This window comes from Streptomyces nanhaiensis, assembly GCF_046614825.1.
GTDB lineage: Bacteria > Actinomycetota > Actinomycetes > Streptomycetales > Streptomycetaceae > Streptomyces > Streptomyces radiopugnans.
On record NZ_JBKJFM010000003.1, the window covers coordinates 35620 to 60904 of the forward strand.

The window sequence follows — 25285 nt, forward strand, 5'->3', positions numbered from 1 at the left end:
GGCAGAGTGTCCCGGATTGCGGCTGTGGCTGTCCGGCGGTGCGGGACGTGTCGGGGAGTACCCACCAAGCGGGCTAGCGAACTCTTGTGGGTGGTGCGATCGGCGGTGGGAGGAATACTGCCCGCGGCGGCCCGGGCCCAATCCGTGTCCTGGCTTGTTCCCGGGCCGCCGCCGTCCATGCCTGCCCTAGTCCCGCCTCACGCCTGTTCGCGCAGCCGGAACCAGTAGAAGCCGTGTCCGGCCAGCGTCAGCAGGTACGGCAGCTCCCCGATGGGAGGGAACCGCACCCCGCCGATCAGCTCCACCGGATGGCGTCCGCTGAAGGCGTTCAGATCCAGCTCGGTCGGCTGCGGGAACCGCGAGAAGTTGTTCACGCACAGCACCAGGTCGTCCCCGTACTCGCGCAGGAAGGCGAGCACAGCCGGGTTGGACGAGGGCAGTTCGGTGTACGTGCCCAGCCCGAAGGCCGGGTTCTGCTTGCGGATCTCGATCATCCGGCGGGTCCAGTGCAGCAGCGACGAGGGGCTGCTCATGGCGGCCTCGACGTTGGTGACCTGGTAGCCGTGGACCGGGTCCATGATCGTGGGGAGGAACAGCCGGCCCGGATCGCACGAGGAGAAGCCCGCGTTGCGGTCGGGCGTCCACTGCATCGGGGTGCGCACCGCGTCCCGGTCGCCCAGCCAGATGTTGTCGCCCATGCCGATCTCGTCGCCGTAGTACAGGATCGGCGAGCCCGGCAGGGACAGCAGCAGGGCGGTGAACAGCTCGATCTGGTTGCGGTCGTTGTCCAGCAGCGGGGCCAGCCGCCGCCGGATGCCGATGTTGGCGCGCATCCGCGGATCCTTGGCGTACTCCGCGTACATGTAGTCGCGCTCCTCGTCGGTGACCATCTCCAGGGTCAGCTCGTCGTGGTTGCGCAGGAAGATGCCCCACTGGCAGCCCGAGGGGATGGCCGGGGTCTTGGCCAGGACCTCGGAGACCGGATAGCGCGACTCGCGCCGCACCGCCATGAAGATGCGCGGCATGACGGGGAAGTGGAACGCCATGTGGCACTCGTCGCCGCCCTTGGAGTAGTCGCCGAAGTAGTCGACGACGTCCTCCGGCCACTGGTTGGCCTCGGCCAGCAGCACGGTGTCGGGGTAGTGGGCGTCGATCTCGGCGCGGACCTTCCTGAGGAACTCGTGGGTCTGCGGGAGGTTCTCGCAGTTGGTGCCCTCCTGCGCGTACAGGTAGGGGACCGCGTCCAGCCGGAACCCGTCGATGCCCAGGTCCAGCCAGAACTTCAGCGCCGAGATCATCTCCTCCTGGACCTGCGGGTTCTCGTAGTTGAGGTCCGGCTGGTGGGAGAAGAAGCGGTGCCAGTAGTACTGCTTGCGCACCGGGTCGAACGTCCAGTTGGACGCCTCGGTGTCGACGAAGATGATGCGGGCGTCCGGGTACTGCTTGTCGTCGTCGGCCCACATGTAGTAGTCGCCGTAGGGCCCGTCGGGATCGCGCCGGGACTCCTGGAACCACGGGTGCTGGTCGCTGGTGTGGTTCATGACCATGTCGATGATGATCCGCATGCCGCGCTGGTGCGCGGCGTCCACGAACTCCACGAAGTCGGCGAGGTCGCCGAACTCGGGGAGCACGGAGGTGTAGTCGGCGACGTCGTAGCCGCCGTCCCGCAGCGGGGACTTGAAGAACGGGGGCAGCCAGAGGCAGTCCACGCCGAGCCACTGCAGGTAGTCGAGCCGGGCGGTGAGGCCCTTCAGATCGCCGATGCCGTCGCCGTTGCTGTCCTGGAAGGACCGGACCAGCACTTCATAGAAGACGGCCCTCTTGAACCAATCGGGATCGCGGTCCTTGGCGGGCGTGTCCTCGAACGTGTCGATGACGGGTTCATTGACGGTCATGGTTGGGTGACCCTCCGGTCTGTGGGGACGGTCGCAGGGAGAGGATGTGCGCGGGCGCCGCGGCACGGCCCGGCTCCAGGCGCACATAGTTGTCCCTGCCCCAGTGATAGGTCTCGCCGGTGAGCTCGTCGCGCACCGGAAACGGCTCGGCGCCGTCCGCCTGAGCGGGTGTGAGGCCGAGTTCCGCCAGGTCCAACGAGACCGTGGCCTCGTGGGTGTGGTGGGGGTCGAGGTTGACCACCGTGAGAACCGTGTCGGCGTACGGGTGTGCGCAGTGCTTCGAGTAGACGATGATCGACGGGTTGTCGCTGTGGTGGAAGCGCAGGTTGCGCAGCTCCTGCAGTGCCGGATGGCGGCGGCGCAGCCGGTTCAGTTCGGTGAGGAGCGGGGCGATGGTGGTGCCCGCACGCTCCGCGGCCGCCCAGTCGCGCGGGCGGAGCTGGTACTTCTCCGAGTCAAGGTACTCCTCGCTGCCCGGCCTGACCGGTGTCGACTCGCACAGCTCGTAGCCCGAGTAGACCCCCCAGGTGGGAGAGAGGGTCGCGGCGAGCACCGCGCGGACCTCGAAGGCGTGGCGGCCGCCGCTCTGGAGGTACTCGTTGAGGATGTCGGGAGTGTTGACGAAGAAGTTGGGCCTCATGTACGAGGCGGCGTCCCCGGAGAGCTCGGTGAGGTACTCGGTCAGCTCGTCCTTGCCGTTGCGCCAGGTGAAGTAGGTGTAGGACTGCTGGAAGCCGATCTTGGCGAGGGTGTGCATCATCGCCGGGCGGGTGAAGGCCTCGGCCAGGAAGACGACGTCGGGATCGGCCCCGTTGACCTCGCCGATCACCCTCTCCCAGAAGAGGACCGGCTTGGTGTGGGGATTGTCCACACGGAAGATCCGCACCCCGTGGGACATCCACAGCCGCAGGATCCGCACCGTCTCGGCGACGAGCCCGTCCATGTCCGCGTCGAACGCGATGGGGTAGATGTCCTGGTACTTCTTCGGCGGGTTCTCGGCGTAGGCGATCGTCCCGTCGGGGCGGTGGTGGAACCACTCCGGGTGCTCCTTGACCCAGGGGTGGTCCGGGGAGCACTGCAGTGCGAAGTCCAGGGCCACCTCCATGCGCAGTTCGCGGGCGCGCGCCACGAAGCGGTCGAAGTCCTCGAAGGTGCCCAGGTCCGGGTGGATCGCGTCGTGCCCGCCGGCGGCCGAGCCGATGGCCCAGGGGCTTCCGACGTCGTGGGGGCCGGCGGTCAGGGAGTTGTTGGGCCCCTTGCGGAACGATTCGCCGATGGGGTGGATCGGCGGCAGGTAGACCACGTCGAAGCCCATGTCCGCGATCGCGGGCAGCCGCTCGGCGGCCGTGCGCAGGGTGCCGGGGACGGGCGGCTCGCCCTCCTGCACCACCGCGCCCTCCGAGCGGGGGAAGAACTCGTACCAGGAGCCGAACAGCGCCCTCTTCCGCTCCACCAGCAGCGGCAGGGGGCGGGTGGCGGTGACCGGCTCGCGCAGCGGATGGCGGTCCAGCGCGGACACCACATCCGGCGCCAGCGCCGCGGCCAGCCGCGCGGCGACCGGGCGGGAGGTGTCGCGCAGGCCCTCCACCGCCTCCAGGACGGCCGCGCGGCCGTCGGCCTCGGGCACTCCCGCGGCGGCCCGCTCGTGCAGCAGCGCGCCCTCGGTGAGGGTCAGCTCGGCGTCGATCCCCGCCGGGACCTTGATCCTCGCGTTGTGCCGCCAGGTGCCGACCGGATCGCCCCACGCCTCGACGGTGTAGGACCAGCGGCCCTCCGAGCCGGGGGTGACGTCGGCGCCCCAGCGGTCGGTGCCCGGCGCCAGTTCCCGCATCGGGGTCCACGGGCCCGGGTTTCCGCTCGGGTCGCGCAGGACGACGTTCGCGCCGACCGCGTCGTGTCCTTCGCGGAAGACCGTGGCCGAGACCCGGAAGGTCTCGCCGGCCACGGCCTTCGCCGGGCGGCGCCCGCAGTCGACGAGCGGATGGACGTCCAGTACGGGGATGCGACCGATCATTGGATCACCTGGTGGCGTTACGGATGGTTTTGTTCTTTCTATCTGTTCCACAGACCGTTGACGGGCCGGGGGCATGGCCGCTCCTGTCCGCTTTCACTCGGCTGGCGTGACGGTTGTTCCGGGAGAACCCGGGAAGGGCGGTAGGAGGAGAGACTGCCCGCCCGGGTGGGACGGGCATCCGCCTCAACGTGAACTACTCGTAAGCAAACGTGCCCAATCTGACCGTTCCCGCCATGGCCCGGGAAACTCCTTCCGTCTTCGGACCGGTGGCGGCACCCGGTGCCAGGCGGAGGACCGGCGGAAGGCGGACCGGGGCGCCGCGCGCGGGCGCACGACGAGTGCGCGCATATGCGCCTATGGATCCGTTGGTGACGTGATTCCCGGTTACGGGGCGAAAAAGGAGGAGATCCGGCTACCGTCGAGGTGTGAAGGCCATCCGTCGATTCTCTGTACGTCCCGTCCTTCCGGAACCCCTACGACCGCTCAGCGACCTGGCGCACAACCTGCGCTGGTCCTGGCACCCCGAGACCAGAGAGCTCTTCCGCGGCGCCGACCCCGACGGCTGGGAGGCGTCCGGCGGCGATCCGGTGCGGACGCTGGGCACCCTGTCCGCCCGGAGGCTGGAGGAGCTGGCCCACGACCGCGACTTCCTGGAGCGGCTGTCCGCCGCCGCCGGGGATCTGCGCGAGTACCTGACCGAGCCGCGCTGGTACCAGCGCGCGGAGGGCGAACTGCCCTCCGCCGTGGCCTACTTCTCCCCCGAGTTCGGCATCACCGCCGCCCTGCCCCAGTACTCCGGCGGGCTCGGCATCCTCGCCGGCGACCACCTCAAGGCCGCCAGCGACCTCGGCGTCCCGCTGATCGGGGTGGGCCTGCTGTACCGGCACGGCTACTTTCGCCAGAGCCTGTCGCGCGACGGCTGGCAGCAGGAGCACTACCCCGTCCTGGACCCCAACGAGCTGCCGCTGGAACCGCTGCGCGAGCCGGACGGCGCACCGGTCCGCGTGGATCTGCGGCTGCCCGGCGGACGTACCCTGCGCGCCCACGTCTGGCGGGCCCGCGTCGGCCGCGTCCCCCTGCTGCTGCTCGACTCCGACGTGGAGGAGAACGCCCCGCGCGAACGGGACGTCACCGACCGGCTCTACGGCGGCGGCAGCGAGCACCGGCTGCTCCAGGAGATGCTGCTGGGCATCGGCGGGGTGCGGGCGGTGCGCGCGTACTGCCGCGTCACCGGCCACCCCGCGCCCGAGGTGTTCCACACCAACGAGGGGCACGCCGGTTTCCTCGGCCTGGAGCGCATCCGGGAGATGAGCGGGGAGGGGGTCCCCTTCGACACCGCGCTGGAGGCCGTGCGCGCCGGGACGGTGTTCACCACCCACACCCCCGTCCCCGCCGGCATCGACCGCTTCGACCGCGCCCTGGTCGCCCGCCACCTCGGCGACGACGGCGAGTTGCCCGGCGTGGACGTGGAGCAGGTGCTGCGGCTGGGCACCGAGACCTACCCCGGCGGCGACCCGGGGCTGTTCAACATGGCCGTGATGGGCCTTCGCCTCGCCCAGCGCGCCAACGGCGTCTCCACGCTGCACGGCTCGGTCAGCCGGGAGATGTTCGCCGGGCTGTGGCCGGGCTTCGACGCCGCCGAGGTGCCCATCACCTCCATCACCAACGGCGTGCACGCCCCCACCTGGACCGCCGACGAGATGCGGGCGCTGCCCGCCGACGCCGGCGGTGCCGGGCTGTGGCAGGTCCGCCGCACCCTGCGCGAGCAGCTCGTGCACGAGGTGCGGCGGCGGCTGCGCGCCTCCTGGCGGCAGCGCGGCGCCTCGGACGCCGAACTCGGCTGGATCGACGGCGTCCTGGACCCGGACGTGCTCACCGTCGGCTTCGCCCGCCGCGTCCCGTCCTACAAGCGGCTGACGCTGATGCTGCGCGACCGCGAGCGGCTCACCGAGCTGCTGCTGCATCCCACCCGGCCCGTCCAGCTCGTCGTCGCGGGCAAGGCGCACCCGGCCGACGACGGCGGCAAGCGGCTGATCCAGGAGCTGGTGAGGTTCGCCGACGACCCCCGGGTGCGCCACCGGATCGTCTTCCTGCCCGACTACGGCATGGCCATGGCGCAGAAGCTCTACACCGGCTGCGACGTCTGGCTGAACAACCCGCTGCGCCCGCTGGAGGCGTGCGGGACCTCCGGGATGAAGGCGGCGCTCAACGGCTGCCTCAACCTCTCGGTGCGGGACGGCTGGTGGGAGGAGTGGTACGAGCCCGACTTCGGCTGGGCCATCCCGACCGCCGACGGCGGCGGCCCGGGCGCCGCGCACGAGAGCGCGCAGGACCGCGAGCGGCGCGACGACATAGAGGCCGCGGCGCTCTACGAACTGCTCCGCGAGCATGTGGCGCCGTGCTTCTACGACCGCGGACCGGCCGGTGACGGGCTGCCCGAGCGGTGGATCGAGATGGTCCGCCAGACCCGGGAGCGGCTCGGGCCGAAGGTGCTCGCCGACCGGATGGTGCGCGAGTACACCGAGCGGCTGTACACCCCCGCCGCCCGCGCCCACCGGGCGCTGGAGGCCGACGCCGGCGCCGCCGGACGGCTGGCGGAGTGGAAGGCGAGGGTGCGCGCGGGCTGGCCGCGCGTGGCGGTCGACCATGTGGAGTCGGTCTGCGAGTCCGTGGAGCTGGGCGGTTCGCTGTCGCTGCGGGTGCGGGTGGCCCTGGGCGGCCTGGAGACGGGCGACGTGGAGGTGCAGGCGGTCGCCGGGCGGGTGGACGAGTCGGACTCCATCGCGGGCGAGGACGCCGTACGCGTACCGCTCAAGCCCTCCGGCGGGCCGGAGGAGGACGGGAGCCGGCTGTACGAGGGGCCGCTGGCGCTGGACCGCACCGGGCCGTTCGGCTACACCGTCCGCGTCCTGCCCTCCCATCCGCTGCTGGCCAGTCCGGCCGAGATGGGCCTGGTGACCCTGCCGCCGGACGACCTCGGCGCCCGGGAGGCCGCCGGGGTGCTGCTGCGCTGAGCCGGCCGGGACACGGGGAAGGGGAGCCGCGCCGATGGCGCGGCTCCCCTTCCGTTCGCGTACCCGCCGCGTTCACCGGGCCGGAGGGCGGGCCGGGACGTGGGGCCGGTCGTGGATCGGCTTGTGGACCGGGACGCGGATCAGAACGTCAGCTTCCAGCCGTTGATGTAGCCGGAGTCGGTGCGGTAGACGTCCTGGACGCGCAGCTTCCAGGTGCCGGAGGCCGCCTCGGAGGAGGCGTTGACCGTGTAGGAGGCCCGGACGTCGTCGCCCGAGTCCCAGGAGCTGTTCTTCAGCCGGTAGGTGCTCCCGTCCGGGGCCACCAGGTCGATGACGAGGTCACCGCGGTAGGTGTGGACGATGTCCACGTCCACCTTCAGGGTGCTGGGCGCGCTGCCGGACCTGTTCACCGTGATCGGCGACTCCACGGTGCCCGGGTCCGGGATGGCGTGGTCGTCGGTGTTCTCGAAGACGTTGTCGCCGGGCGGCTGCTCGTTGCCGCCGTCGTCGGGCCGGGAGCCGACGTTGACCGCGGCCCAGGCGTGGGCCACCGCCTTGTGCTGGACGCTGTCCGCGCCGAACAGGTCGGCCGCGACGGAGAGGGTGGCGGTGCGGGCGCCGGCGTAGTCGGTCGTCGACGTCATCTTCTCGGTGAGCGCCTTGAACCAGATCTTCTCGGCGGCCGCGATCCCGATGCCGGTCACCGGCTTGCCGTCGGAGGTCGGCGAGTCGTAGGAGACGCCGTTGATGGTCTTGGCGCCGCTGCCCTCGCTGAGCAGGTAGAAGAAGTGGTTGGCCGGGCCCGAGGAGTAGTGGACGTCCACGCTGCCGATGCCGGAGTACCAGTAGTCCTTGGAGTTGCCGTCCCGGCTGGGCTTGTCCATGTAGCGCAGCGGGGTGCCGTTGCCGCGGATGTCGATCTTCTCGCCGATGAGGTAGTCGCCGACGTCCGAGCTGTTGTTCGCCCTGAACTCCACGGCGGCGGCGAAGATGTCGGAGGTCGCCTCGTTCAGGCCGCCGGACTCGCCGCTGTAGCGCAGGCCCGCGGTGTTCGAGGTCAGGCCGTGGGTCATCTCGTGGGCGGCGACGTCGATGGAGGTGAGCGGCTTGGAGTTGTTCGCGCCGTCGCCGTAGGTCATGCAGAAGCAGGAGTCGGACCAGAAGGCGTTGACGTAGGCGTTGCCGTAGTGCACGCGGCTGTAGGGGGCCTTGCCGTCGTTCCGGACGCCGTTGCGGCCGTGGACGTTCTTGTAGTAGTCCCAGGTCAGGGCCGCGCCGTAGTGGGCGTCCACGCCGGCGGTCTGACGGTTGGACGGCGAGCCGTTGCCCCAGAGGTCGTCGGCGTCGGAGAACAGCGTGCCGGTGCCGGAGGAGCCGCCGTTCAGGTCGTAGGTCCGGTGGTTGCCGCGGCCCGCGTCGGTCATCGTGTACGAGCCGCTGGACCCGCTGGTGCCCAGGGCGACCCGGCCGCTGTACATGCTCTCGCCGGTGCCGGTGTGCACGCCCTCCCACTCGGCCAGCTTCTCGCCGGTGGCCGCGTCGGTGACGACGTGCAGCTCACTGGGGGTGCCGTCCTCGTGGGTGCCGCCGACCACGCGCTCCCAGGCGAGCACGGGCTCGCCGTCGGCGGCCCAGACCACCTTGCGGGGGGCGCTGCTGCCCTCGGCCGCGGCCTTCGCGGGCTTCTTCGAGGCCGGGGCGGCGGTGGAGGGGACGGCGATCTTCGCCGTGGTGGCCTTGGCGACCTCGGCTATCGCACCGCCGGGCGACTCCTCGACGACCAGGTCGCCGCCGAGCACGGGCAGCCCGTCGTAGGTGCGCTCGTAGCGGGTGTGGACGGTGCCGTCGGCGTTCTTGACGACGTCGCGGACGACGAGCCTCTCCTTGGCGCCCAGGCCGAGGGCCCTGGCGGTGGCGGGGCCGTCGGCCTCGGCGTCGCGGAGCAGCTCGGCCCGCTGGGAGGGGGAGAGCTTGACGGAGAGGGCGCCGGGGTCGGGCTTGGCCTGGGGCGCGGCGGTGGAGACCTGTGCCTGGAGGCCGACGGCCAGGAGCGCCGAGGCGGCGACGAGGGTGCCGGCGGCGGTGGCGCGTCTGCGGGGGGTGGATCTGCCTGTCACGCTGAACTCCTCGCTGGAGAGCGGTGCGGAGACGGAGATGGTGCGCCTGTGGGTGTGGGGACCCGTGGGGGGAGGCGGCCGTGCACAGCGTGGAGAGAGTGACACCGAAACGGCGTTGATGACAGGGTCAGGTCAAGAAAATGGCCGGAACCTGTCCGCTGTCGGAAAATCGCTGTCCGCTGACCGAACACGAGGGAAACGGCCGCGAAACCCGGCCGTCATCGGCCCCTGCCAGGCTGACGGAGGCCGGGTGCGGGGGTGTCCCCTCCGGCGGATGCGGCCCGCCGGAGGGGACACCGTCGGGCATCCCGCCGGATGCCCGTCCGACGGCCCGTCAGGCCAGGCTGTCGCGCCAGGCGCGGTGGAGCCCGGCGAAACGGCCGTCGCCCGCGATGAGATCGGCCGGCGAGCCGTCCTCGACGATGCGCCCCGCGTCCATGACCAGCACCCGGTCGGCGATCTCCACCGTCGACAGCCGGTGGGCGATCACCACGGCGGTGCGCCCGCGCAGCACCGTGTCCATGGCCCGCTGGACGGCGCGCTCACCGGGGACGTCCAGGGAGGAGGTCGCCTCGTCCAGGATGAGCACGGCCGGATCGGCCAGCAGCGCCCGGGCGAAGGCGACCAGCTGGCGCTGCCCGGCGGAGATCCGGCCGCCGCGCTTGCGCACGTCGGTGTCGTACCCCTCGGGGAGGGCGGCGATGAAGTCGTGGGCGCCGATCGCCTTCGCCGCCCCCTCGATCTCCTCCCTGGTCGCCTCCGGACGGCCGATCGCGATGTTGTCGGCGACCGTGCCCGAGAACAGGAACGCCTCCTGGGTCACCATGACGACCCCGCGCCGCAGTTCGGGGGTGGCCAGCTCCCGCAGGTCGGTGCCGTCCAGCAGCACCCGGCCCGCCGTGGGGTCGTAGAAGCGCGCCAGCAGCTTGGCGAGCGTGGACTTGCCCGCGCCCGTCGAGCCGACCACCGCGACCGTCTGCCCGGCCGGGATCTCCAGATCGAAGCGGGGCAGCACCTCACCGCCCGTGCGGTAGGCGAAGCGCACCCCCTCGAAGACCACGGCACGGCCCGGGCGCCCACCCGCCGGCCGCGGCAGCCGCCGGGGGCGCTCCGGCTCGGGGACGCCGGGCGCCTGGGCGAGCAGACCGGCGATCTTCTCCAGCGAGGCCGCCGCGGCCTGGTAGGAGTTGAGGAACATCCCCAGCCGGTCGATCGGGTCGTACAGCCGCCGCAGGTACAGCGCCGCCGCGGCCAGCACGCCCAGCTCCAGGGAACCGGACGCCACCCGGTGCGCGCCCCACAGCACGATGGCGGCGAGCGCGGTGTTGGCCACCAGCCGGGAGGAGACCACGTAGCGGGCCATCTCCAGGATGGCGTCCCCGTTGAACCGCAGATGCCGGTCGTTGAGACGGCCGAACTCCGCCTCGCCCGCCCGTTCGCGGCGGAACGCCTGCACGGGGCGGATGCCGTTCATCGTCTCCACGAACTTCACGATCATCGCCGCGGTGGCCGTGGACTTCCTGCGGTAGACCCGCATCGAGCGGCGCCGGAAGTTCCGCACGATCAGCAGGAGCGGGACGAAGGAGAGCAGGGCCGCGCCGCCCAGGCCGAGGTCGAGCCAGAGCAGCACCGAGCAGATGTAGACCACCGACAGGATCACGCCCAGCAGTTCCTGCAGACCCTCGTCGAGCAGCTCGCGCAGAGCCTCGACGTCGGTGGTGGCGCGGGAGATCAGACGCCCGGAGGTGTAGCGGTCGTGGAAGTCCACGCTGAGGACCTGGGCGTGCCGGTAGATCCGGCCGCGCAGCTCCAGCAGCACCCTCTGGTTGACCCGGGCGGCGGCCCGGACGAAGGCGTACTGCAGGCCGCCCGAGGACAGCGCGCACACCGCGTACCCCGCCGCGACGGCGGCCAGCGGCCCGCCGTCGCCGGCGCGCAGGGCGGGCACCGCCCGGTCGATGGCGTACGCGACCAGCAGCGGCCCGGCCTGCACGGCGGCCTGCTGGAGCAGCAGCAGGAGGGCGGCCACCGCGACCCGCGGCCGGAGCGGGCGCAGCAGCGAGCCGAGCAGCCGGAGCGAGGCGCCCTTCGGCGCGGGCAGCACATCGCGGTCGAAGGCGTCGGACGCCTCGGGCCGCCCGGACTCCTCCGGCCGCCCGGGCCGTCCGGACGGCGCTGCCTTCGCGTCCCGCGATTCCCGCGCGTCCCCGTCTCCGGAGGGCGGCTCGGTGACGGTGGCGGTCATCGCTCCTCCTCGTACTGCCCGTGCTGCTCGCCGGACATCAGATGGCGGTACTCCGCGCTGGAGCGCAGCAGTTCGGCATGGGTGCCGACGGCGGTGATCCGGCCCCGCGACAGCAGCGCGACCCGGTCGGCCAGCAGCACCGTGGAAGGCCGGTGCGCCACCACCAGGGCGGTGGTGCCGGCCAGCACCTCGCGCAGGGCGGCCTCCACCAGCGCCTCGGTGTGGACGTCGAGCGCGGACAGCGGATCGTCCAGCACCAGGAAGCGGGGGCGGCCCACGACGGCGCGTGCCAGCGCCAGCCGCTGGCGCTGGCCGCCGGACAGGCTCAGCCCCTGCTCGCCGACCTGGGTCTCCGGCCCCCGCGGCAGCGCCGCGGTGAACTCCTCGGCCTGGGCGACCCGCAGGGCACGGGCCAGATCCCCCTCCGCCGGATCCCCCGCCGCGCCCATCAGCACGTTCTCGCGCACGGAGGCGGAGAAGAGGGTGGCCTCCTCGAAGGCCACGGCGACCAGCGAGCGCAGCTCCTCGCGGGGCATCGCGGCGATGTCCCGGCCGTCGAGGGTGATCCGGCCTGAGGTCGCCTCGTACAGCCGGGGGATCAGGGCGGTGAGCGTGGTCTTGCCGCTGCCGGTGGCGCCGACCAGGGCCATGGTCTCGCCGGAGCGGACGTGCAGGTCGACGCCGTCCAGGACGGGCCGGGCGTCCGGGGGCGAGTCCGGGTGGCGGAAGACCACCCGCTCGAAGCGCAGACCGCCTCGCGCGGCCTCCGTCTCCCCGCGCGAGGCGGGGGAGGGGCGCTCGACGGTGAGGACGTCCGGCGGGACCGGCTCGTCCAGCACCTCGAAGTAGCGGTCGGCCGCCGTCGCCGACTCGTTGCTCATGGCGATCAGGAAGCCGAGGGACTCCACCGGCCAGCGCAGTGCCAGGGCCGTGGTGAGGAAGGCGACCAGGGTGCCCGCCGACAGCTCGCCGTCGGCCACCTGGATCGTGCCCCACACCAGGGTCGCGCCGATGGCCAGTTCCGGCAGCGCCGTGACGGCCGCCCAGATGCCCCCCAGCAGACGCGCCTTGTGCAGCTCGGTGCCCAGCAGCCGCCGCGACAGCTCGCGGAAGGCGCGGGCCTGGCTGCGGTGGCGGCCGAAGCCCTTGATGATCCGGATGCCGAGCACGGCCTCCTCGACGACCGTGGTCAGATCGCCGATCTGGTCCTGGGCCCGGCGCGCCTGGAGGGAGAACCTCGTCTCGAAGACCGAGCAGAACACCACCAGCGGCGCCACCGGGGCCAGCAGCACCAGCCCCAGCGTCCACTCCTGGGACATCAGCACGGCGAAGCCGACGACGATGGTGGTGCCGTTCACCAGCAGGAAGGTGAGCGGGAACGCCAGGAACAGGCGGATCAGGTGCAGGTCGCCCGTGGCGCGCGACAGCAGCTGCCCGCTCGCCCAGCGGTCGTGGAAGGCGACCGGCAGCCGCTGCAGGTGCCCGAACAGGGCGGCGCGCATCGACGCCTCCACCCCGGCCAGCGGACGGGCCACCAGCCAGCGCCGCAGCCCGAACAGCGCGGCCTCCAGCACGCCGACGGCCAGCAGCAGGGCGCCGCCCAGCCACACCCCGCCCGTGTCGCGGGCGGCGATCGGCCCGTCCACCATCCACTTCAGGATCAGCGGGATGACCAGGCCCAGGCAGGAGGCGAGGATCGCGACGAACGCCGCCGTGAACAGCCGGGCCCGCACCGGGCGGACGAAGGGCCACAGCCGCAGCAGCGAGCGTACGGCGGAACGGCTCCGCTTCCCCGCGGGCGCCGCGGGACCGGCGGGCGCGCCGGGGCCGCCGGGCTCGGGGTGCGGGGGATCGGGACGCGGTGGACTGGCGGCGGTGGCAGACATCACGAGTGAGACTACGTTTCACCACTGACGGGACACACTCGGTTTTCCGCCGTAGGGCCGACGGCCGAGCCCGCCTCGTTCCGCGGGCCCTGAGCCGCGAGCCCCGGGGCCGCGGGCGGCTGTCGGTGCGGGCCCCTACGCTGCCCGGTATGAGTCAGGCAGAGCTACGAGAGCTGCGGGCCGCGCTGCACACCGCGTCCGACATCGTCTTCACACTGGACGGCGAGCCCTCGGCGGAGCAGGCGGACCAGCTGGCGGACGCGCTGCGCCGGGCGCTGGACGCGGCCCGGGCACTGGGGGAGGACCGCGGCGGCACGGGCTGCCGCGAGCATCCGCGCGGGGCGGTCGATCCGCTGTACGGGGACAAGGACGATCCGCTGCCGCCGGGCTGGGGGCGGTGTCTGCTGTGCAACGACCGGCGGCGCCGGGCGGGCGCGCGGCGGTACGCGGGGCGCTGAGGCGGGCGCGGGCCGGGACGGCCGGATGCGGCGGCAGGCGGGCGGGGGCGCGTGGGACCGGCGCCGGTCAGGGCTCCTCGGCCCGCAGCTCGAACCAGGTCGTCTTGCCCAGCGGCAGCAGGTCCACGCCCCAGCGGTCGGAGAGGTGGTCCACCAGGAACAGCCCGCGCCCGCTGACGTCGAGTTCGTGCACGGGCAGCAGGCAGGGCAGTCCGCGCGAGGGGTCGCGCACCTCCACGCGGATCCGGCCGCGCTGCCGCCGCAGCCGCAGCCCGAGGGACTGGGCCCCGGTGTGCCGTACGGCGTTGCCGACCAGTTCGGAGACGAGCAGCACGGTGTCCTCGGTGAGGTCCTCGGGCAGTCCCCAGCGGGTCAGCAGGACGGAGCGGACGAGGCGGCGCGCGGTGCGCGCGGACTCGGGGCGGTTGGGCAGCCGAACCTCCGCGTCGGCCGGGTCGCCGAACCCGGCCGTCCCGGCGGACCCGGCCGGCTCGCCGAGTGAGCCGGTCCCGTCGAGCGAGCCGGTCCCGCCCAGCCCGTCGCAGGGGATCGCGGGGGCCGGTTCCTCCCCCGGTGCCGATGCCGTGCGCGCCGTGTTCACTCCCGCCATGGGCCCATCATGGCCGCGAAACGGCCGTCCCGCGGCCGTACAGCGCGAATTCCACTCCCAGGGCAGGCCGTTGGGAGCTCGCCGTGCCGTCTGCGCACCGGTCGTGTGCGCCGGGGCGGGGCGTGGAACGGCGCGCGCGCCGTTCCACGCCCCCGTGCTCCGCCGGGTTCCCGCGGACCGGCGGACCGGTGAGCCGGCCCGCCGACCCACCGGTCCGCCGGCAGGGCGTCAGCGGAACTTCGCCTTGCCCGGCCCCTCCTCGACGAAGCTGCGCATCCCGGTCTCGCGGTCCTCGGTGGCGAACAGCCCGGCGAACCAGGTGCGCTCGATCGCCAGCCCGGTGTCGATGTCCGCCTCCAGCCCGGCGTCGACGCACTCCTTGGCGGCGCGCAGGGCGATCGCCGGACCGGCGGCCAGCCTCGCCGCCCAGGCGTGCGCCTGCTCGTAGACCTCGGCCGCGGGCACGACCTTGTCCACCAGGCCGATGGCCAGGGCCTCGTCCGCCCTCACCTGGCGGCCGGTGAAGATCAGGTCCTTGGCCCTGGAGGGGCCGACCAGCCGGGACAGCCGCTGGGTGCCGCCGGCGCCGGGGATCAGCCCCAGCAGGATCTCGGGCTGCCCGAGCTTGGCGTTGTCGGCGGCGATCCGGATGTCGGCGCACAGCGCCAGCTCGCAGCCGCCGCCCAGCGCGTAGCCCGTCACCGCGGCCACCACCGGCTTGGGGATGCGGGCCACGGCGGTGAAGGAGTCCTGCAGCCCCCGGGACCTGGCGACCATGGCCGCGTGGTCCATCTCGCGCATCTCCTTGATGTCCGCGCCCGCCGCGAACACCTTCTCCCCGCCGTAGATCACCACGGCCCGTACGTCGTCGCGGTGCGTCGCCTCCTCGGCCAGCTCGCGCAGCCGGTCCTGGGTGGCGATGTCCAGCGCGTTCATGGGGGGACGGTTCAGTCGGATGGTGCCGACGCCCTCGGCGACCTCAAGAGTCACAGTCATGGGGGCAGGTTAGCCCCCGTTAACGCCGCGCGGTCCGCCGCCTCCCGGCCGTACCGGCCCCGCGGCGGGCACGGGCCGGTCCCGTCCCGCCCTCACCCGGCCGGAGCAGGGCGTCGGAAAGAAGACGATCACACGGGTGAGGCGGGCGGCCCCACCGGGAACACTCCTGCCAGACCCGGGTACCGGACCCGCACGGCAGGGACGCCGTACGGGCCCCGAACCCGCCCCCGCCGCGAGCCGCCGGAGGCCACGAAGTGTCGGACGTGTCGAGCGCACCCGAACAGCAGACGCGCCGGGAGTCCCGGTACGCCGGGGCCCCCGCGGCCGCCCCCGCCCTCCGGCCCGGCAGCCCCCAGCCGCTGGGGGCCCGCCACCACATCGGCCCGGACGGGGTGGCGGGCACCAACTTCGCGCTGTGGTCGGCCGGCGCCGAGGCCGTCGAGGTCTGCCTCTTCGACGACGACGGCAACGAGACCCGGTACCCGCTGACGGAGCACACCCAGGAGATCTGGCACGGCTTCGTGCCCGGCGTCGGCCCCGGGCAGCTCTACGGCTACCGGGTGCACGGCCGCTGGGACCCGTGGACGGGCGCCCGCTGGAACCCGGCCAAGCTGCTGCTGGACCCGTACGCCCGCGCGGTGGACGGCGACTACCGCCTGCCGCCGGAGGTCTACGGCCACGTGCGCGACTGGCCGCAGCGGCATCTGGCCGACACCGTGCGCGACGACAGGGACTCGGCGCCGTACGTGCCCAAGGGCGTCGTCGTCGACTCGGCCCTCGGCGCCGGGCCGGGGGGCGAGGACGAGTGGATCGACGACCGCCGCCCCAAGACCCCCTGGGCCGACTCGGTCATCTACGAGCTGCACGTGCGCGGCTTCACCATGCGCCACCCCGGCATCCCGCCCGGGCTGCGCGGCACCTACGCCGGACTGGCGCACCCGGCCGCGATCGAGCACCTGGTTGAGCTGGGCGTGACGGCGGTGGAGCTGCTGCCGGTGCACCAGTTCGCGCACGAGGACCACCTGCTCCGCCGCGGCCTGCGCAACCACTGGGGCTACAACTCCATCGGCTACTTCGCGCCGCACGCCGCGTACGCCGCCACCGGAACGCGAGGCCGGCAGGTGGGGGAGTTCCGGGAGATGGTCCGGGCGCTGCACGCCGCCGGGATCGAGGTCATCCTCGACGTGGTCTACAACCACACCGCCGAGGGCAGCGAGCTGGGACCCACCCTCTCCCTGCGCGGCATCGACAACCGCGGCTACTACCGGCTGGCCGACGACCCGCGCCACTACGCCGACTACACCGGCTGCGGGAACACCCTGCACGTCGTCCAGCCCCAGGTGCTGCGGCTGATCACCGACTCGCTGCGCTACTGGGTGCAGGAGATGGGCGTGGACGGCTTCCGCTTCGACCTGGCCGCGGCGCTGGCCCGCTCCATGCACGACGTGGACATGCTCTCCCCCTTCCTCGCCGTCATCGCCCAGGACCCGGTGCTGCGCCGGGTGAAGCTGATCGCCGAGCCCTGGGACGTGGGCGCGGGCGGCTACCAGGTGGGCGCCTTCCCGCCGCTGTGGACGGAGTGGAACGACCGCTACCGCGACACCGTCCGCGACTTCTGGCGCGGAGCCCTGCCGGACGTGCGGGACCTGGGCTACCGGCTGTCGGGCTCCAGCGACCTGTACGCCTGGGGCGGGCGGCGGCCGTACGCCTCGGTCAACTTCGTCACCGCCCACGACGGCTTCACCCTGCGCGACCTGGTGAGCTACGAGCGCAAGCACAACGAGGCCAACGGCGAGGACAACCGCGACGGCACCGACGACAACCGCTCCTGGAACTGCGGGGTGGAGGGGGAGACCGGCGACGAGGCGGTCCTGGCCCTGCGGCGGCGCCAGCTGCGCAACCTGCTGTCCACCCTGCTGCTGTCCACCGGCGTGCCGATGCTGGTGGCGGGCGACGAGATGGGCCGCACCCAGGGCGGCAACAACAACGCCTACTGCCAGGACAACGAGATCGGCTGGGTGGACTGGTCGCTGCTGGAGGAGCCCGCCTGGCGCGAGCTGTACGCCCTGGCCTCGCGGCTGATCGCGCTGCGCCGCTCCCATCCGGTCCTGCGGCGCAAGGCCTTCTTCTCCGGGCGCGCGCACGGCCCGGAGGGGCTGCGGGACCTGGCCTGGTTCACCGGGAGCGGCCAGGAGATGAGCGAGCCCGACTGGTACGCGCCCGGCGCCACGCTGGGCATGTACCTGTCCGGCAGGGACATCCCGCAGCGCGACGAGCTGGGCGGCCCGGTCGTCGACGACAGCTTCCTGGTCGTCCTCCACGCCGGGCACGAGGACGGGGGCTTCACGCTGCCGGGGCCGCCGTGGGGGCAGGCGTACGAGCTGCTGGTGGACACCGCGCGGGAGGAGCAGCGGGAGGAGCCGGGCACGGTCCACCCGGCGGGCGAGACGGTCGTGCTCCCGGCGCGCTCGGTACTGGTGTGGCGCGTGCTGCCCTGAGATACGCCAGTGGCTCCGGTGGCGCGAGTGATGACCCGTTAGGGTGTGCGCGTCACGACCGAACGAGGGAGGGGACGACAGGCGATGGCCGACATGGAGACCGCGCGCGAGGCGTTCGACCGTTTCGACCTGGACGGGGACGGGCTGGTCACCGCGGCGGAGTTCCGCAAGGTGCTGGGCGAGCTGGGGGACTACACCCTCACCGTGGACATGGCCCAGACCTTGATCGACCAGCACGACGGCGACGGCGACGGACTGCTGTCCTTCGAGGAGTTCTGGCAGGCCCGTCAGAAGGCCGCCACCCTTTCGGCGTAGGGCACGGCGCGCCGCCCGCGGCGCGGCGGGGCGGTCACCACAGGGAGCAACCCAGGGTGACCGCCCCGCTTTTCTGTGTCATAAGTGGCTTTTGTCGGTTGATGCACCCGATGCGGCGCCGACCGGTGCGGCGGTACCGCCGAAACCGCCCGGTCCGCCGCGCCCGCCGAGCCCACTGAGCCAGCCGAAACCGCCGAGCCCCGTTCCCCGACCGGGTCCGGGCACGCGGCACGACACAGAAGGACCACGATGCGCACCAGACGCCCAGCCCGCCACCGCTCCGCGCCCCGGCCCCCCCGACCGCTCCGCGCCACCCGTACCGCACTGCCGGCCGTGGCCCTGCTCTGCCTCGGTCTCGGCCTCGCACCCCCCGCCGCCCCGGCCCCCGCTCCCGCCGCTCGCGAGGCGCCCGGCCCCGTCCAGACCTGGGCGGCCGACCTGTCCCGGGTGGACGCCGACGACAGCGGCGTCCGCCACGCCGGCGGGGAACTGCGCACGACCGGCGACTACGGCGTCCAGGTCCTTGCCCCGCACCGGCTCGACCGGCAGGCCAACCGGATCCGGATCAGCCCCGCCGGACAGGTGCCCGACGGATCGGGGATCGCCTTCGACGTCCGCGGACGCGACGGGAGCGGCCCGTGGACCGAGTGGCGCGAGGCGGGCGGCGCGGGCGGCGGCACCGCCGCCCTGCCGCGCGCCGTCACCACCGTCCAGGTCCGGCTGGCGATGTGGGACCCCGAGGGCGCGATCAGGCTGCGCGGCCTGGAGGTGAGGGCCGACACCGACCCGGACGCCCGGCCGGAGCCGCAGGCGGCCGCCGCGTACGGCGCCCGCGTCTTCGCCACCCGGATCGGCCTGGTCGGCCGTACCACCGCCAACGGGCACGTCATCCGGAAGAACGACCGGTTCGTGGCCCTGCCCTCCCGGCGGGGCCTGTCCCGCAAGGGCGGCAGGGAGTACTCGGTGCGGGTCTGCGGCCCGGCCCGCTGCGTGACCGCCCCCGTGTGGGACGTCGGGCCCTGGAACATCCGCGACGACTACTGGAACCCGTCCTCGGTGCGCCAGACCTTCCGCGACCTGCCGCGGGGGGTGCCCGAGGCGGAGGCCGCGTACTACACGGGCTACAACGGCGGACGCGACGGGAAGGGCCGCCGGGTGCTCAACCCCGCCGGCATCGACCTGGCCGACGGCACCTTCCGCGACGTCGGGCTGCGCGACAACGGCTGGGTGACCGTCACCTACCTGTGGACGGGCCGCCGCTGACCCGGGCCGCCGGCCGCCCGGGTCAGCGCACGATGCCGCCGGCCCGGGCGGCCCTCAGCCAGTCGGGGAACTCGCCGGTCAGCCGGTCGTACAGCTCCGCGTCGGGTACGGCGCGCGGATCGGGGCCGGCCGCGAAGAACCCGGCGTTGTCCACCGCCCGCTTCCCCGGCACGGGCAGGTCGTCCAGCTTCCGCAGGAAGCGGAACTCGTCCTCCCCGAACCCGACGAACTGCCAGAACAGCGGCAGGCGCGAGGACTCGCACAGCACGCGCTCGGCGGCGGCCTTCGAGGTGGGGCCGCCGTCGGTCTGGAAGACCACCAGCGCCGGATCGGTGGAACCGCTCGCCCGGTAGTGGTCGATCACCGCCTCCATCGCGAGGTGGTAGTTGGTGCGGCCCATGTGCCCCAGACGGGAGTGGAGGGCCTCGACGCGCCCGGCGTAGTCCTCCAGCGCCACCTCGGCGGTCCCGTCCACGCCGGTGCTGAAGAAGACCACCGGCACCCGCCCGTCGTCGTCCAGGTGCGCGGCCAGCCCGAGGACCTGCTCGGCCAGGTGCTGCACGGTGCCGTCGCGGTAGTACGGCCGCATCGAACCGGAGCGGTCCAGCACCAGGTAGACCGCGGCCCGCTGCCCCGACAGCCGGTGCTTCTCCAGGCTGACCGCGGCCTGCTTGTACAGGCTCACCAGCCCGGGGGCGGCGGCCTCCACCTTCTCCAGACTGATCGCGGACCCGGACCCGGACCCGGACCCGGAACCGGAACCCGGCCTCTTCACGTGGTCGACGGCCATCACGCCCCCTGCGCTCGGTGCTGCGGACGCCGAGGGTAACCGAGAGCGGGCGGCTGCAGGACCCCTGTGGACGACCGGCCCCCATCGACGGTTTTCATCCCGGTGTGCCGGTGACCCGCACGGCATGGCCCATACGGACGTACAGGAGATCGTCGGTGCCCTGAAGGACGTCGACTTCCCGGCGGACGAGGACGAACTGCTGCGGGCCGCGGAGGTCGGCGGCGCCTCCGGCGAGGCGCTCAAGGCGCTGCGCCGCATCCCCCCGGACCGCTACGACAACCGCGACCAGGTCGCGCGCTCGGTGCGGGTCGACCCCGACTCCGACCCCGGGCACAGTGCCGCCCAGCAGGCCGAGCAGGCCCGGAAGGGCGGCAGGCCGGGACTCTCGCAGCGTCTGCGGGACGCCCCCAAACCTCCGGTGGAGGACGAGCTGGACCGCTGAAGGCGCGCAACGCGGCCCCGGCGGAAGGGACACCGACCGACGGAAGCGACCCCGGGACCTCGAGTTCCCGCCCCCCGGAGACCGGGGTCCCGAGCCACTGAAGGGAGGCCCCGTGTCGGGCAGGAAGATGGAAGGCGACGAGGACCAGAAGCGGGCCGCGGCCCGCGAGGCCGAGCGGGCCGGACGGCAGCCCAGCGAGCGGAGCGAGACCACCGGCGCGTCCAAGCAGCGCACCCACCTCACCGGCCGGTCCGCGATCACGCACGAGGAGCGGCTGGAGACCCGCGACCAGGGCAAGCAGGGCCGGCGCGCCGCGGACAGCGGCTCCCGGCCGGCGGAGCGGACCGGCCGCACCTTCACCGGCCGCGGTGCGCCGCCGTACGGCGAGGAGCACGAGAAGGTCTTCCGCGCCCTCGCCGCGGAGGAGGGCAGGCACCCCGGCGAGCCCGTCCACCTCCAGGACGTCTCCCGGGCCGCGGACCTGCCCGAGGAGCGCACCCGGGTGCTGCTGCACGATCTGGTGGCCGTCCACAAGCTGGCCACCGAGGTCCAGGAGGACGCCGGCCCCGGCCTCGGTCCCCGTTACGAGACCAAGCCCCGCCGCTGACCGGCGCGGGGGGTTGCGCTCCCGCCGCCGCGGCGGGTGGCGGCCGTACGGGGGCCGGGGCGCCGGCCGGAACCGCCTACGCTGGGGGCCAGCCAGTCACGAAAGGCCACCATGAGCGACTCCCGGCCCCGCAGACCCGTATCGCCGCACCAGCCCGTGCGCGAGCAGGTGGCCGACGCCCTCCGCGCCGCGCTGACCGCGGGCGAACTGCGGCCCGGGAGGGTCTACTCCGCCCCCGCTCTCGCCGCCGAGTACGGCGTCTCGGCCACCCCCGTGCGCGAGGCCATGCTGGACCTGGCGCGCGAGGGACTGGTCGAGACGGTGCGGAACAAAGGGTTCCGGGTGACTGAGACCACCGAGCGGGACCTGGCGGACTTCACCGAGATCCGCGCACTGATAGAGGTTCCGACCGCCGCCCGGGTGGCACGGGTGGCCACCGCCGGGCAACTGGCCGAGCTGAGGCCCGCCGCCGACGAGGCCGTGGCCGCCGCCCGCGCCGGCGATCTGGTCTCCTACCTGGACGCGGACCACCGCTTCCACCTCGGCCTGCTCTCCCTGGCGGGCAATCCCCGCCTGGTGGAGACCGTGGGCGACCTGCGCCGCCGCTCCCGCCTCCACGGGCTGGCCGGCGCCCTCACCGGCGCCGGTGGCACGCGTGTGCTGGTCGAGTCCGCGCGCGAGCACATCGAACTGCTGGACCTGATGCTGGCCGGCGACGCGGACGGCGCCGAGCGGCGCATGCGCCACCACCTCACCCAGGCCCGCGCCCTGTGGGCTGTCCGCCGCCGTGAGCGTGTCCCCGGACGGGGCGGGAACGGGCGGGCCGGGGCCGGGCGGGGGTAGCCCACGGGCTCGGCGTGGCGGGGATTGCCGCCTGCTGCCTGCCGCCTGTCGCCTGCTGCCTGCCGTCCGCCCGTCCGGGGCCCGGGGTCTCCTCGTGAGCGCTGTGGCGCGGCGGCCGGTGGGCCGCCGCGCCACAGGTGCGGTGCTCGTGGTGCTCTCCGGGAGCTAGCCGGTGCTGCAGGACACCGTCGGCCAGGTCCAGTTGCCGTTGTGCTTGATGGTGACCCCGAAGTTGTTGCCGCTGCCGTTGGGCCTGGCCACCAGCACCTGGCTGCTGGGCCAGGTGGCGGTGATGTTCCAGGTCGACAGGATCGTGGCGGGGGAGGGGACGTTCATCGTCACGGTCCAGTTGCTGGAGCCGGACACCGAGACGTTGAGGTTGTACCGGTCGTCCCACCGCTCGCCCGCGGACAGGGTCGCGGTGCAGCCGCCACCGCCGCCGCCACCACCGCCGCCACCACCACCGGTGTCACCGCCGCCGGAGGTGCCGCCCACGGTGATGTTGGAGCTTCCGCTGCTCTGGTAGCCCTCGGTCGCCATGATCATGTAGTCATGGCTGCCCAGCTGCATTCCGGCGCGGGCCCACGCGTCGAAGTGGTTGCCGGTGGTGATGGTCCCGCCGGTCCTCTTCTGCTGCCGCACGCTCCAGTACTGGTTGAAGGTCTTGTTCCCCTCGATGGAGGGGGCGTTGTACCGCGTGGTCTGGTAGATGTCGTACGTGCCGCCGTCGGTGGTGACCGTGCCCTTGAAGGTCCCGGTGGGCCGGTAGGTGCCCCAGTTGTCGACGATGTAGTACTCCACGAGCGGGTTCCTGGACCACCCGTAGAGCGTCAGATAGGCGTTGCCGGACGGGTTGAAGCTGCCGGAGTAGGTCACGGTCCGGCGCCCGCCGGTGCTCCAGCCCTTGCCGATGACGAAGTTGCCGGTGTTGCGCCACGAGGTGCTGTAGTTGCCACCGGATCCCATGGTGGCGGACACCGTCCCCGGGGCGTCGGTCCAGAACGAGTAGAAGTACCCGTTGTGGTTGCCCGTCTGGTTCGAGGTGACGGTCTGGGCGTGGGCGGCGCCGGGCGGGAGCGCCAGGGTCGCGAGCAGTGCGGCGCAGGCACTGGCGATGAGCAGCTTCAGCCGGGCGAACCGGCTGCTCCTGGGCAGCAGGCCGATACGGCCGGGTCTGCGTCTCTTCCGCTGTGCGGGAGCGTCGTGCATGTGCGTGCCTCCTCGTAGGGGTCGGCGGCGATGCCAGGCAGCGCGTACGGACCGGCGTGGGTCACCCCGGCCCGGGGTGGGCCGGTCACCGCACGCCGGTGCGTACGACGACGGTGGGAGTCGATCGGTCGGTCGTCGCACGGCCGACGACCGGGTAACCGGGCCACGCCGGGTGGCCCGGGCCGACAGCGGTCGGGGCCTGTCGACGCCGACAGTGTTGATTCGCCCCACAGGGTTGTCAACGGTTTCCGCAAGGATTACGGAAGGTATCTGACGCCGTGAATCCTTCCGGGGCCGGATAACCCCTGTTCAGATGCCATGCACGGCGGGATTCCCCCGGCTGCTTCCGGCGACGGTTTCGATCATGTGGCCACGGTTCGGGAGATCGGCACCGCAACTTCCGGAACATATCCGGAAGTTGCGGTGCCGGATGCGGCCGGATGCGGTGGGGAACGGGGCGGAACACGGCCGTCCCCGGCCCGGAAGAGATCCGGGCCGGGGACGGGGTGAGGGAAGCGGGGCGGCCGGGGCGGCCCCTTCAGCACTCGATGACGTTGACGGCCAGCCCGCCGCGGGCGGTCTCCTTGTACTTGACCTACAGGCTTCCCGGACAGTCGATCAAGTCCTGACCTGCCGTTACGGAAGCGGGAAACCGATCGCCGGGGCTTCAGGGACTTCTCAGGGACTTTCTTCAGCCAGTCCCCGACGAGCCATGCGCAGGACCGCCAAGTCTCCCGCACCCTCCGATGGTATGGGGCGTGTCCCCCTTCTGACCGGCTGAGCCGCTCAGGCAAAGCGACGCCGTAAGCACGGAGGTGACGCGCGTGAGGTCATCGGCTGCCCTGCCCGGGCCGCTGCTCTCCGCTCGCGCGGGGACCAGCGGCGCGCTACGGCGGCCTGCCGGACGATCTCCGGATCACCCCCGCTCGCGCGGGGACCAGGCCGTCCGTGAGGCGTACGGCGAAGAGTTCGGCGGATCACCCCCGCTCGCGCGGGGACCAGGCTTTTTGACCTGCAACGTTAGGAGGGCTTTGCCGTTGCTTGACCACAGTGGCTCCTCAACACCAAGCCATGGTGCCAGAGGTAGCAGTAGCCCGGCCGCTTGTCCGGTTCGCCTCCGCTCGCGCGGAGAGGACATGGTCCGGTTCCTGCCGGACCAGTTCCGAGACAGAACACCTCCGCTCGCGCGGAGAGGACGCAAGTGGGCGTCCCGAGGAAAGATCCACCGCGGGACACCTCCGCTCGCGCGGAGAGGACCCCTCGTCGTCCGGCTCCTGCTCGACGGGCGGCGGGACACCTCCGCTCGCGCGGAGAGGACGGCGGCACCGCACTCGTACTCGCCGCGATCCTCGGGACGCCTCCGCTCGCGCGGAGAGGACGCCCCGGCCAGCTCACCGAACGCGGGCAGCACCGGGACATCTCCGCTCGCGCGGAGAGGACACCGCGCACGCCCGCTCCTCCCCGAGCCGCTTCGGGACACCTCCGCTCGCGCGGAGAGGACCGCCTGCTGATCGCGTTCGGCTCCACCACCAACGGGACACCTCCGCTCGCGCGGAGAGGACCCGACCCTGTTCACCACCCCCGGCATGAAGGCCGGGACACCTCCGCTCGCGCGGAGAGGACCCGGAATGCGCCTGTCCGACCCCGACAAGCACCGGGACACCTCCGCTCGCGCGGAGAGGACGGCGCCTGGTACCGGCGGCACATCTTGGAGGGCGGGACACCTCCGCTCGCGCGGAGAGGACGGGAGCTGGATGACGTTGGCGGGGGCGCCGTGCGGGACACCTCCGCTCGCGCGGAGAGGACAGGGCGTTCGGGTCCTTCTTCGGGCGGCGTTCCGGGACACCTCCGCTCGCGCGGAGAGGACTCCGGCGTCTACCCGGAGACCTACTGCCGCGACGGGACACCTCCGCTCGCGCGGAGAGGACGACTCCATACGCACCAAGACGGCCTGGGCCCGCGGGACACCTCCGCTCGCGCGGAGAGGACCTGTCGACGGGCCGCACGGGGCTGGCGCAGTCCGGGACACCTCCGCTCGCGCGGAGAGGACGGAAGGCGGCACGTGCGGCTGCGCGGTCGCTGC

Annotated in this window: 17 protein-coding genes and 1 CRISPR repeat array (1 of these 18 cut by a window edge); of the genes, 8 read left to right on the plus strand and 9 right to left on the minus strand. The window is 72.9% G+C overall.

The genetic code is table 11. The features are described 5' to 3' along the window. Positions 1–197 precede the first annotated feature (197 nt). Together treS and ACLIYP_RS01700 are read right to left on the minus strand one after the other, a co-directional pair. The gene (gene treS / locus ACLIYP_RS01695) at positions 198–1895 is read right to left on the minus strand and encodes a maltose alpha-D-glucosyltransferase (protein ID WP_412711344.1); all 1698 of its coding nucleotides are present in this window, start codon (positions 1893–1895) and stop codon (positions 198–200) included. Beyond that, complete coding sequence (locus ACLIYP_RS01700; protein ID WP_412711345.1) at positions 1882–3909, minus strand: alpha-1,4-glucan--maltose-1-phosphate maltosyltransferase; 2028 nt, start codon at positions 3907–3909, stop codon at positions 1882–1884. Before ACLIYP_RS01700 ends, treS begins: the two co-directional genes overlap by 14 nt. 425 nt (positions 3910–4334) lie before the next feature. On the opposite strand from ACLIYP_RS01700, the gene glgP reads away from it, so the two are divergent. Then, entirely contained in the window at positions 4335–6923 is a 2589-nt protein-coding gene (glgP, locus tag ACLIYP_RS01705; RefSeq protein WP_412711346.1) for an alpha-glucan family phosphorylase, read from the plus strand. Positions 6924–7063: 140 nt separating this feature from the next. Here the strand turns inward: glgP and ACLIYP_RS01710 are convergent, their stop codons facing one another. The 3 genes from ACLIYP_RS01710 to ACLIYP_RS01720 form a co-directional block, all read right to left on the minus strand. Next, the gene (locus ACLIYP_RS01710) at positions 7064–9040 is read right to left on the minus strand and encodes a M4 family metallopeptidase (RefSeq protein WP_412711347.1); all 1977 of its coding nucleotides are present in this window, start codon (positions 9038–9040) and stop codon (positions 7064–7066) included. Positions 9041–9374: 334 nt separating this feature from the next. Then, positions 9375–11285, minus strand: a complete 1911-nt coding sequence (locus ACLIYP_RS01715) for an ABC transporter ATP-binding protein (RefSeq protein ID WP_412711348.1) — start codon at positions 11283–11285, stop codon at positions 9375–9377. Next, entirely contained in the window at positions 11282–13171 is a 1890-nt protein-coding gene (locus ACLIYP_RS01720) for an ABC transporter ATP-binding protein (RefSeq protein ID WP_412711349.1), read from the minus strand. The genes ACLIYP_RS01715 and ACLIYP_RS01720 overlap by 4 nt, the downstream gene beginning before the upstream one ends. 149 nt (positions 13172–13320) lie before the next feature. On the opposite strand from ACLIYP_RS01720, the gene ACLIYP_RS01725 reads away from it, so the two are divergent. Then, complete coding sequence (locus ACLIYP_RS01725) at positions 13321–13629, plus strand: hypothetical protein (RefSeq protein WP_093661833.1); 309 nt, start codon at positions 13321–13323, stop codon at positions 13627–13629. A 67-nt stretch (positions 13630–13696) separates the two neighbouring features. Here the strand turns inward: ACLIYP_RS01725 and ACLIYP_RS01730 are convergent, their stop codons facing one another. Together ACLIYP_RS01730 and ACLIYP_RS01735 are read right to left on the minus strand one after the other, a co-directional pair. After that, positions 13697–14239, minus strand: a complete 543-nt coding sequence (locus ACLIYP_RS01730) for an ATP-binding protein (RefSeq protein WP_412711350.1) — start codon at positions 14237–14239, stop codon at positions 13697–13699. Positions 14240–14467: 228 nt separating this feature from the next. Next, positions 14468–15235 carry an enoyl-CoA hydratase/isomerase family protein gene (locus ACLIYP_RS01735; protein ID WP_412711351.1) on the minus strand — a complete coding sequence of 256 codons (768 nt, stop codon included), beginning with the start codon at positions 15233–15235 and terminating at the stop codon, positions 14468–14470. 263 nt (positions 15236–15498) lie between these two features. Here ACLIYP_RS01735 and glgX point away from each other — a divergent pair, with 263 nt between their 5' ends. The 3 genes from glgX (at position 15499) to ACLIYP_RS01750 (ending at position 19311) form a co-directional block, all read left to right on the plus strand. After that, on the plus strand, positions 15499–17733 hold the full coding sequence (gene glgX / locus ACLIYP_RS01740; RefSeq protein WP_412711352.1) for a glycogen debranching protein GlgX: 2235 nt from the start codon (positions 15499–15501) through the stop codon (positions 17731–17733). Positions 17734–17817: 84 nt separating this feature from the next. Continuing rightward, a complete protein-coding gene (locus ACLIYP_RS01745) occupies positions 17818–18048 on the plus strand; it encodes an EF-hand domain-containing protein (RefSeq protein ID WP_412711353.1) in 231 nt (76 codons plus the stop codon). A 333-nt stretch (positions 18049–18381) separates the two neighbouring features. After that, positions 18382–19311 (plus strand): hypothetical protein, encoded by a 930-nt coding sequence (locus tag ACLIYP_RS01750; RefSeq protein WP_412711354.1) that lies wholly within the window; start codon positions 18382–18384, stop codon positions 19309–19311. A 22-nt stretch (positions 19312–19333) separates the two neighbouring features. Here the strand turns inward: ACLIYP_RS01750 and ACLIYP_RS01755 are convergent, their stop codons facing one another. Then, positions 19334–20101 (minus strand): vWA domain-containing protein, encoded by a 768-nt coding sequence (locus ACLIYP_RS01755; protein ID WP_412711355.1) that lies wholly within the window; start codon positions 20099–20101, stop codon positions 19334–19336. A 124-nt stretch (positions 20102–20225) separates the two neighbouring features. Here ACLIYP_RS01755 and ACLIYP_RS01760 point away from each other — a divergent pair, with 124 nt between their 5' ends. The 3 genes from ACLIYP_RS01760 to ACLIYP_RS01770 all read left to right on the plus strand — a co-directional run bounded on the left by ACLIYP_RS01760 (position 20226) and on the right by ACLIYP_RS01770 (position 21993). Continuing rightward, entirely contained in the window at positions 20226–20543 is a 318-nt protein-coding gene (locus tag ACLIYP_RS01760) for a DUF2795 domain-containing protein (protein ID WP_412711356.1), read from the plus strand. A 112-nt stretch (positions 20544–20655) separates the two neighbouring features. Then, positions 20656–21150: a hypothetical protein gene (locus tag ACLIYP_RS01765; protein ID WP_412711357.1), complete on the plus strand. Its 495-nt coding sequence runs from the start codon at positions 20656–20658 to the stop codon at positions 21148–21150. A gap of 111 nt (positions 21151–21261) precedes the next feature. Beyond that, positions 21262–21993 (plus strand): GntR family transcriptional regulator, encoded by a 732-nt coding sequence (locus ACLIYP_RS01770; RefSeq protein ID WP_412711358.1) that lies wholly within the window; start codon positions 21262–21264, stop codon positions 21991–21993. A 165-nt stretch (positions 21994–22158) separates the two neighbouring features. Here ACLIYP_RS01770 and ACLIYP_RS01775 read toward each other — a convergent pair whose 3' ends face one another. Beyond that, complete coding sequence (locus ACLIYP_RS01775; protein ID WP_412711359.1) at positions 22159–23202, minus strand: glycoside hydrolase family 11 protein; 1044 nt, start codon at positions 23200–23202, stop codon at positions 22159–22161. A 1107-nt stretch (positions 23203–24309) separates the two neighbouring features. Beyond that, a CRISPR array of direct repeats spans positions 24310–25285; the repeat unit is 29 nt; unit sequence CGGGACACCTCCGCTCGCGCGGAGAGGAC (it continues 211 nt past the right edge of the window).

What these genes read in the sequence shown, in the direction of transcription:
- ACLIYP_RS01735 (WP_412711351.1), bottom strand. Translation starts at nt 15,235, where the DNA reads ATGACTGTGACTCTTGAGGTCGCCGAGGGCGTCGGCACCATCCGACTG.
- treS (WP_412711344.1), bottom strand. Translation starts at nt 1,895, where the DNA reads ATGACCGTCAATGAACCCGTCATCGACACGTTCGAGGACACGCCCGCC.
- ACLIYP_RS01755 (WP_412711355.1), bottom strand. Translation starts at nt 20,101, where the DNA reads ATGGCCGTCGACCACGTGAAGAGGCCGGGTTCCGGTTCCGGGTCCGGG.
- ACLIYP_RS01770 (WP_412711358.1), top strand. Translation starts at nt 21,262, where the DNA reads ATGAGCGACTCCCGGCCCCGCAGACCCGTATCGCCGCACCAGCCCGTG.
- ACLIYP_RS01720 (WP_412711349.1), bottom strand. Translation starts at nt 13,171, where the DNA reads ATGTCTGCCACCGCCGCCAGTCCACCGCGTCCCGATCCCCCGCACCCC.
- ACLIYP_RS01700 (WP_412711345.1), bottom strand. Translation starts at nt 3,909, where the DNA reads ATGATCGGTCGCATCCCCGTACTGGACGTCCATCCGCTCGTCGACTGC.
- ACLIYP_RS01725 (WP_093661833.1), top strand. Translation starts at nt 13,321, where the DNA reads ATGAGTCAGGCAGAGCTACGAGAGCTGCGGGCCGCGCTGCACACCGCG.
- ACLIYP_RS01775 (WP_412711359.1), bottom strand. Translation starts at nt 23,202, where the DNA reads ATGCACGACGCTCCCGCACAGCGGAAGAGACGCAGACCCGGCCGTATC.
- ACLIYP_RS01730 (WP_412711350.1), bottom strand. Translation starts at nt 14,239, where the DNA reads ATGGCGGGAGTGAACACGGCGCGCACGGCATCGGCACCGGGGGAGGAA.
- ACLIYP_RS01760 (WP_412711356.1), top strand. Translation starts at nt 20,226, where the DNA reads ATGGCCCATACGGACGTACAGGAGATCGTCGGTGCCCTGAAGGACGTC.
- ACLIYP_RS01745 (WP_412711353.1), top strand. Translation starts at nt 17,818, where the DNA reads ATGGCCGACATGGAGACCGCGCGCGAGGCGTTCGACCGTTTCGACCTG.
- ACLIYP_RS01715 (WP_412711348.1), bottom strand. Translation starts at nt 11,285, where the DNA reads ATGACCGCCACCGTCACCGAGCCGCCCTCCGGAGACGGGGACGCGCGG.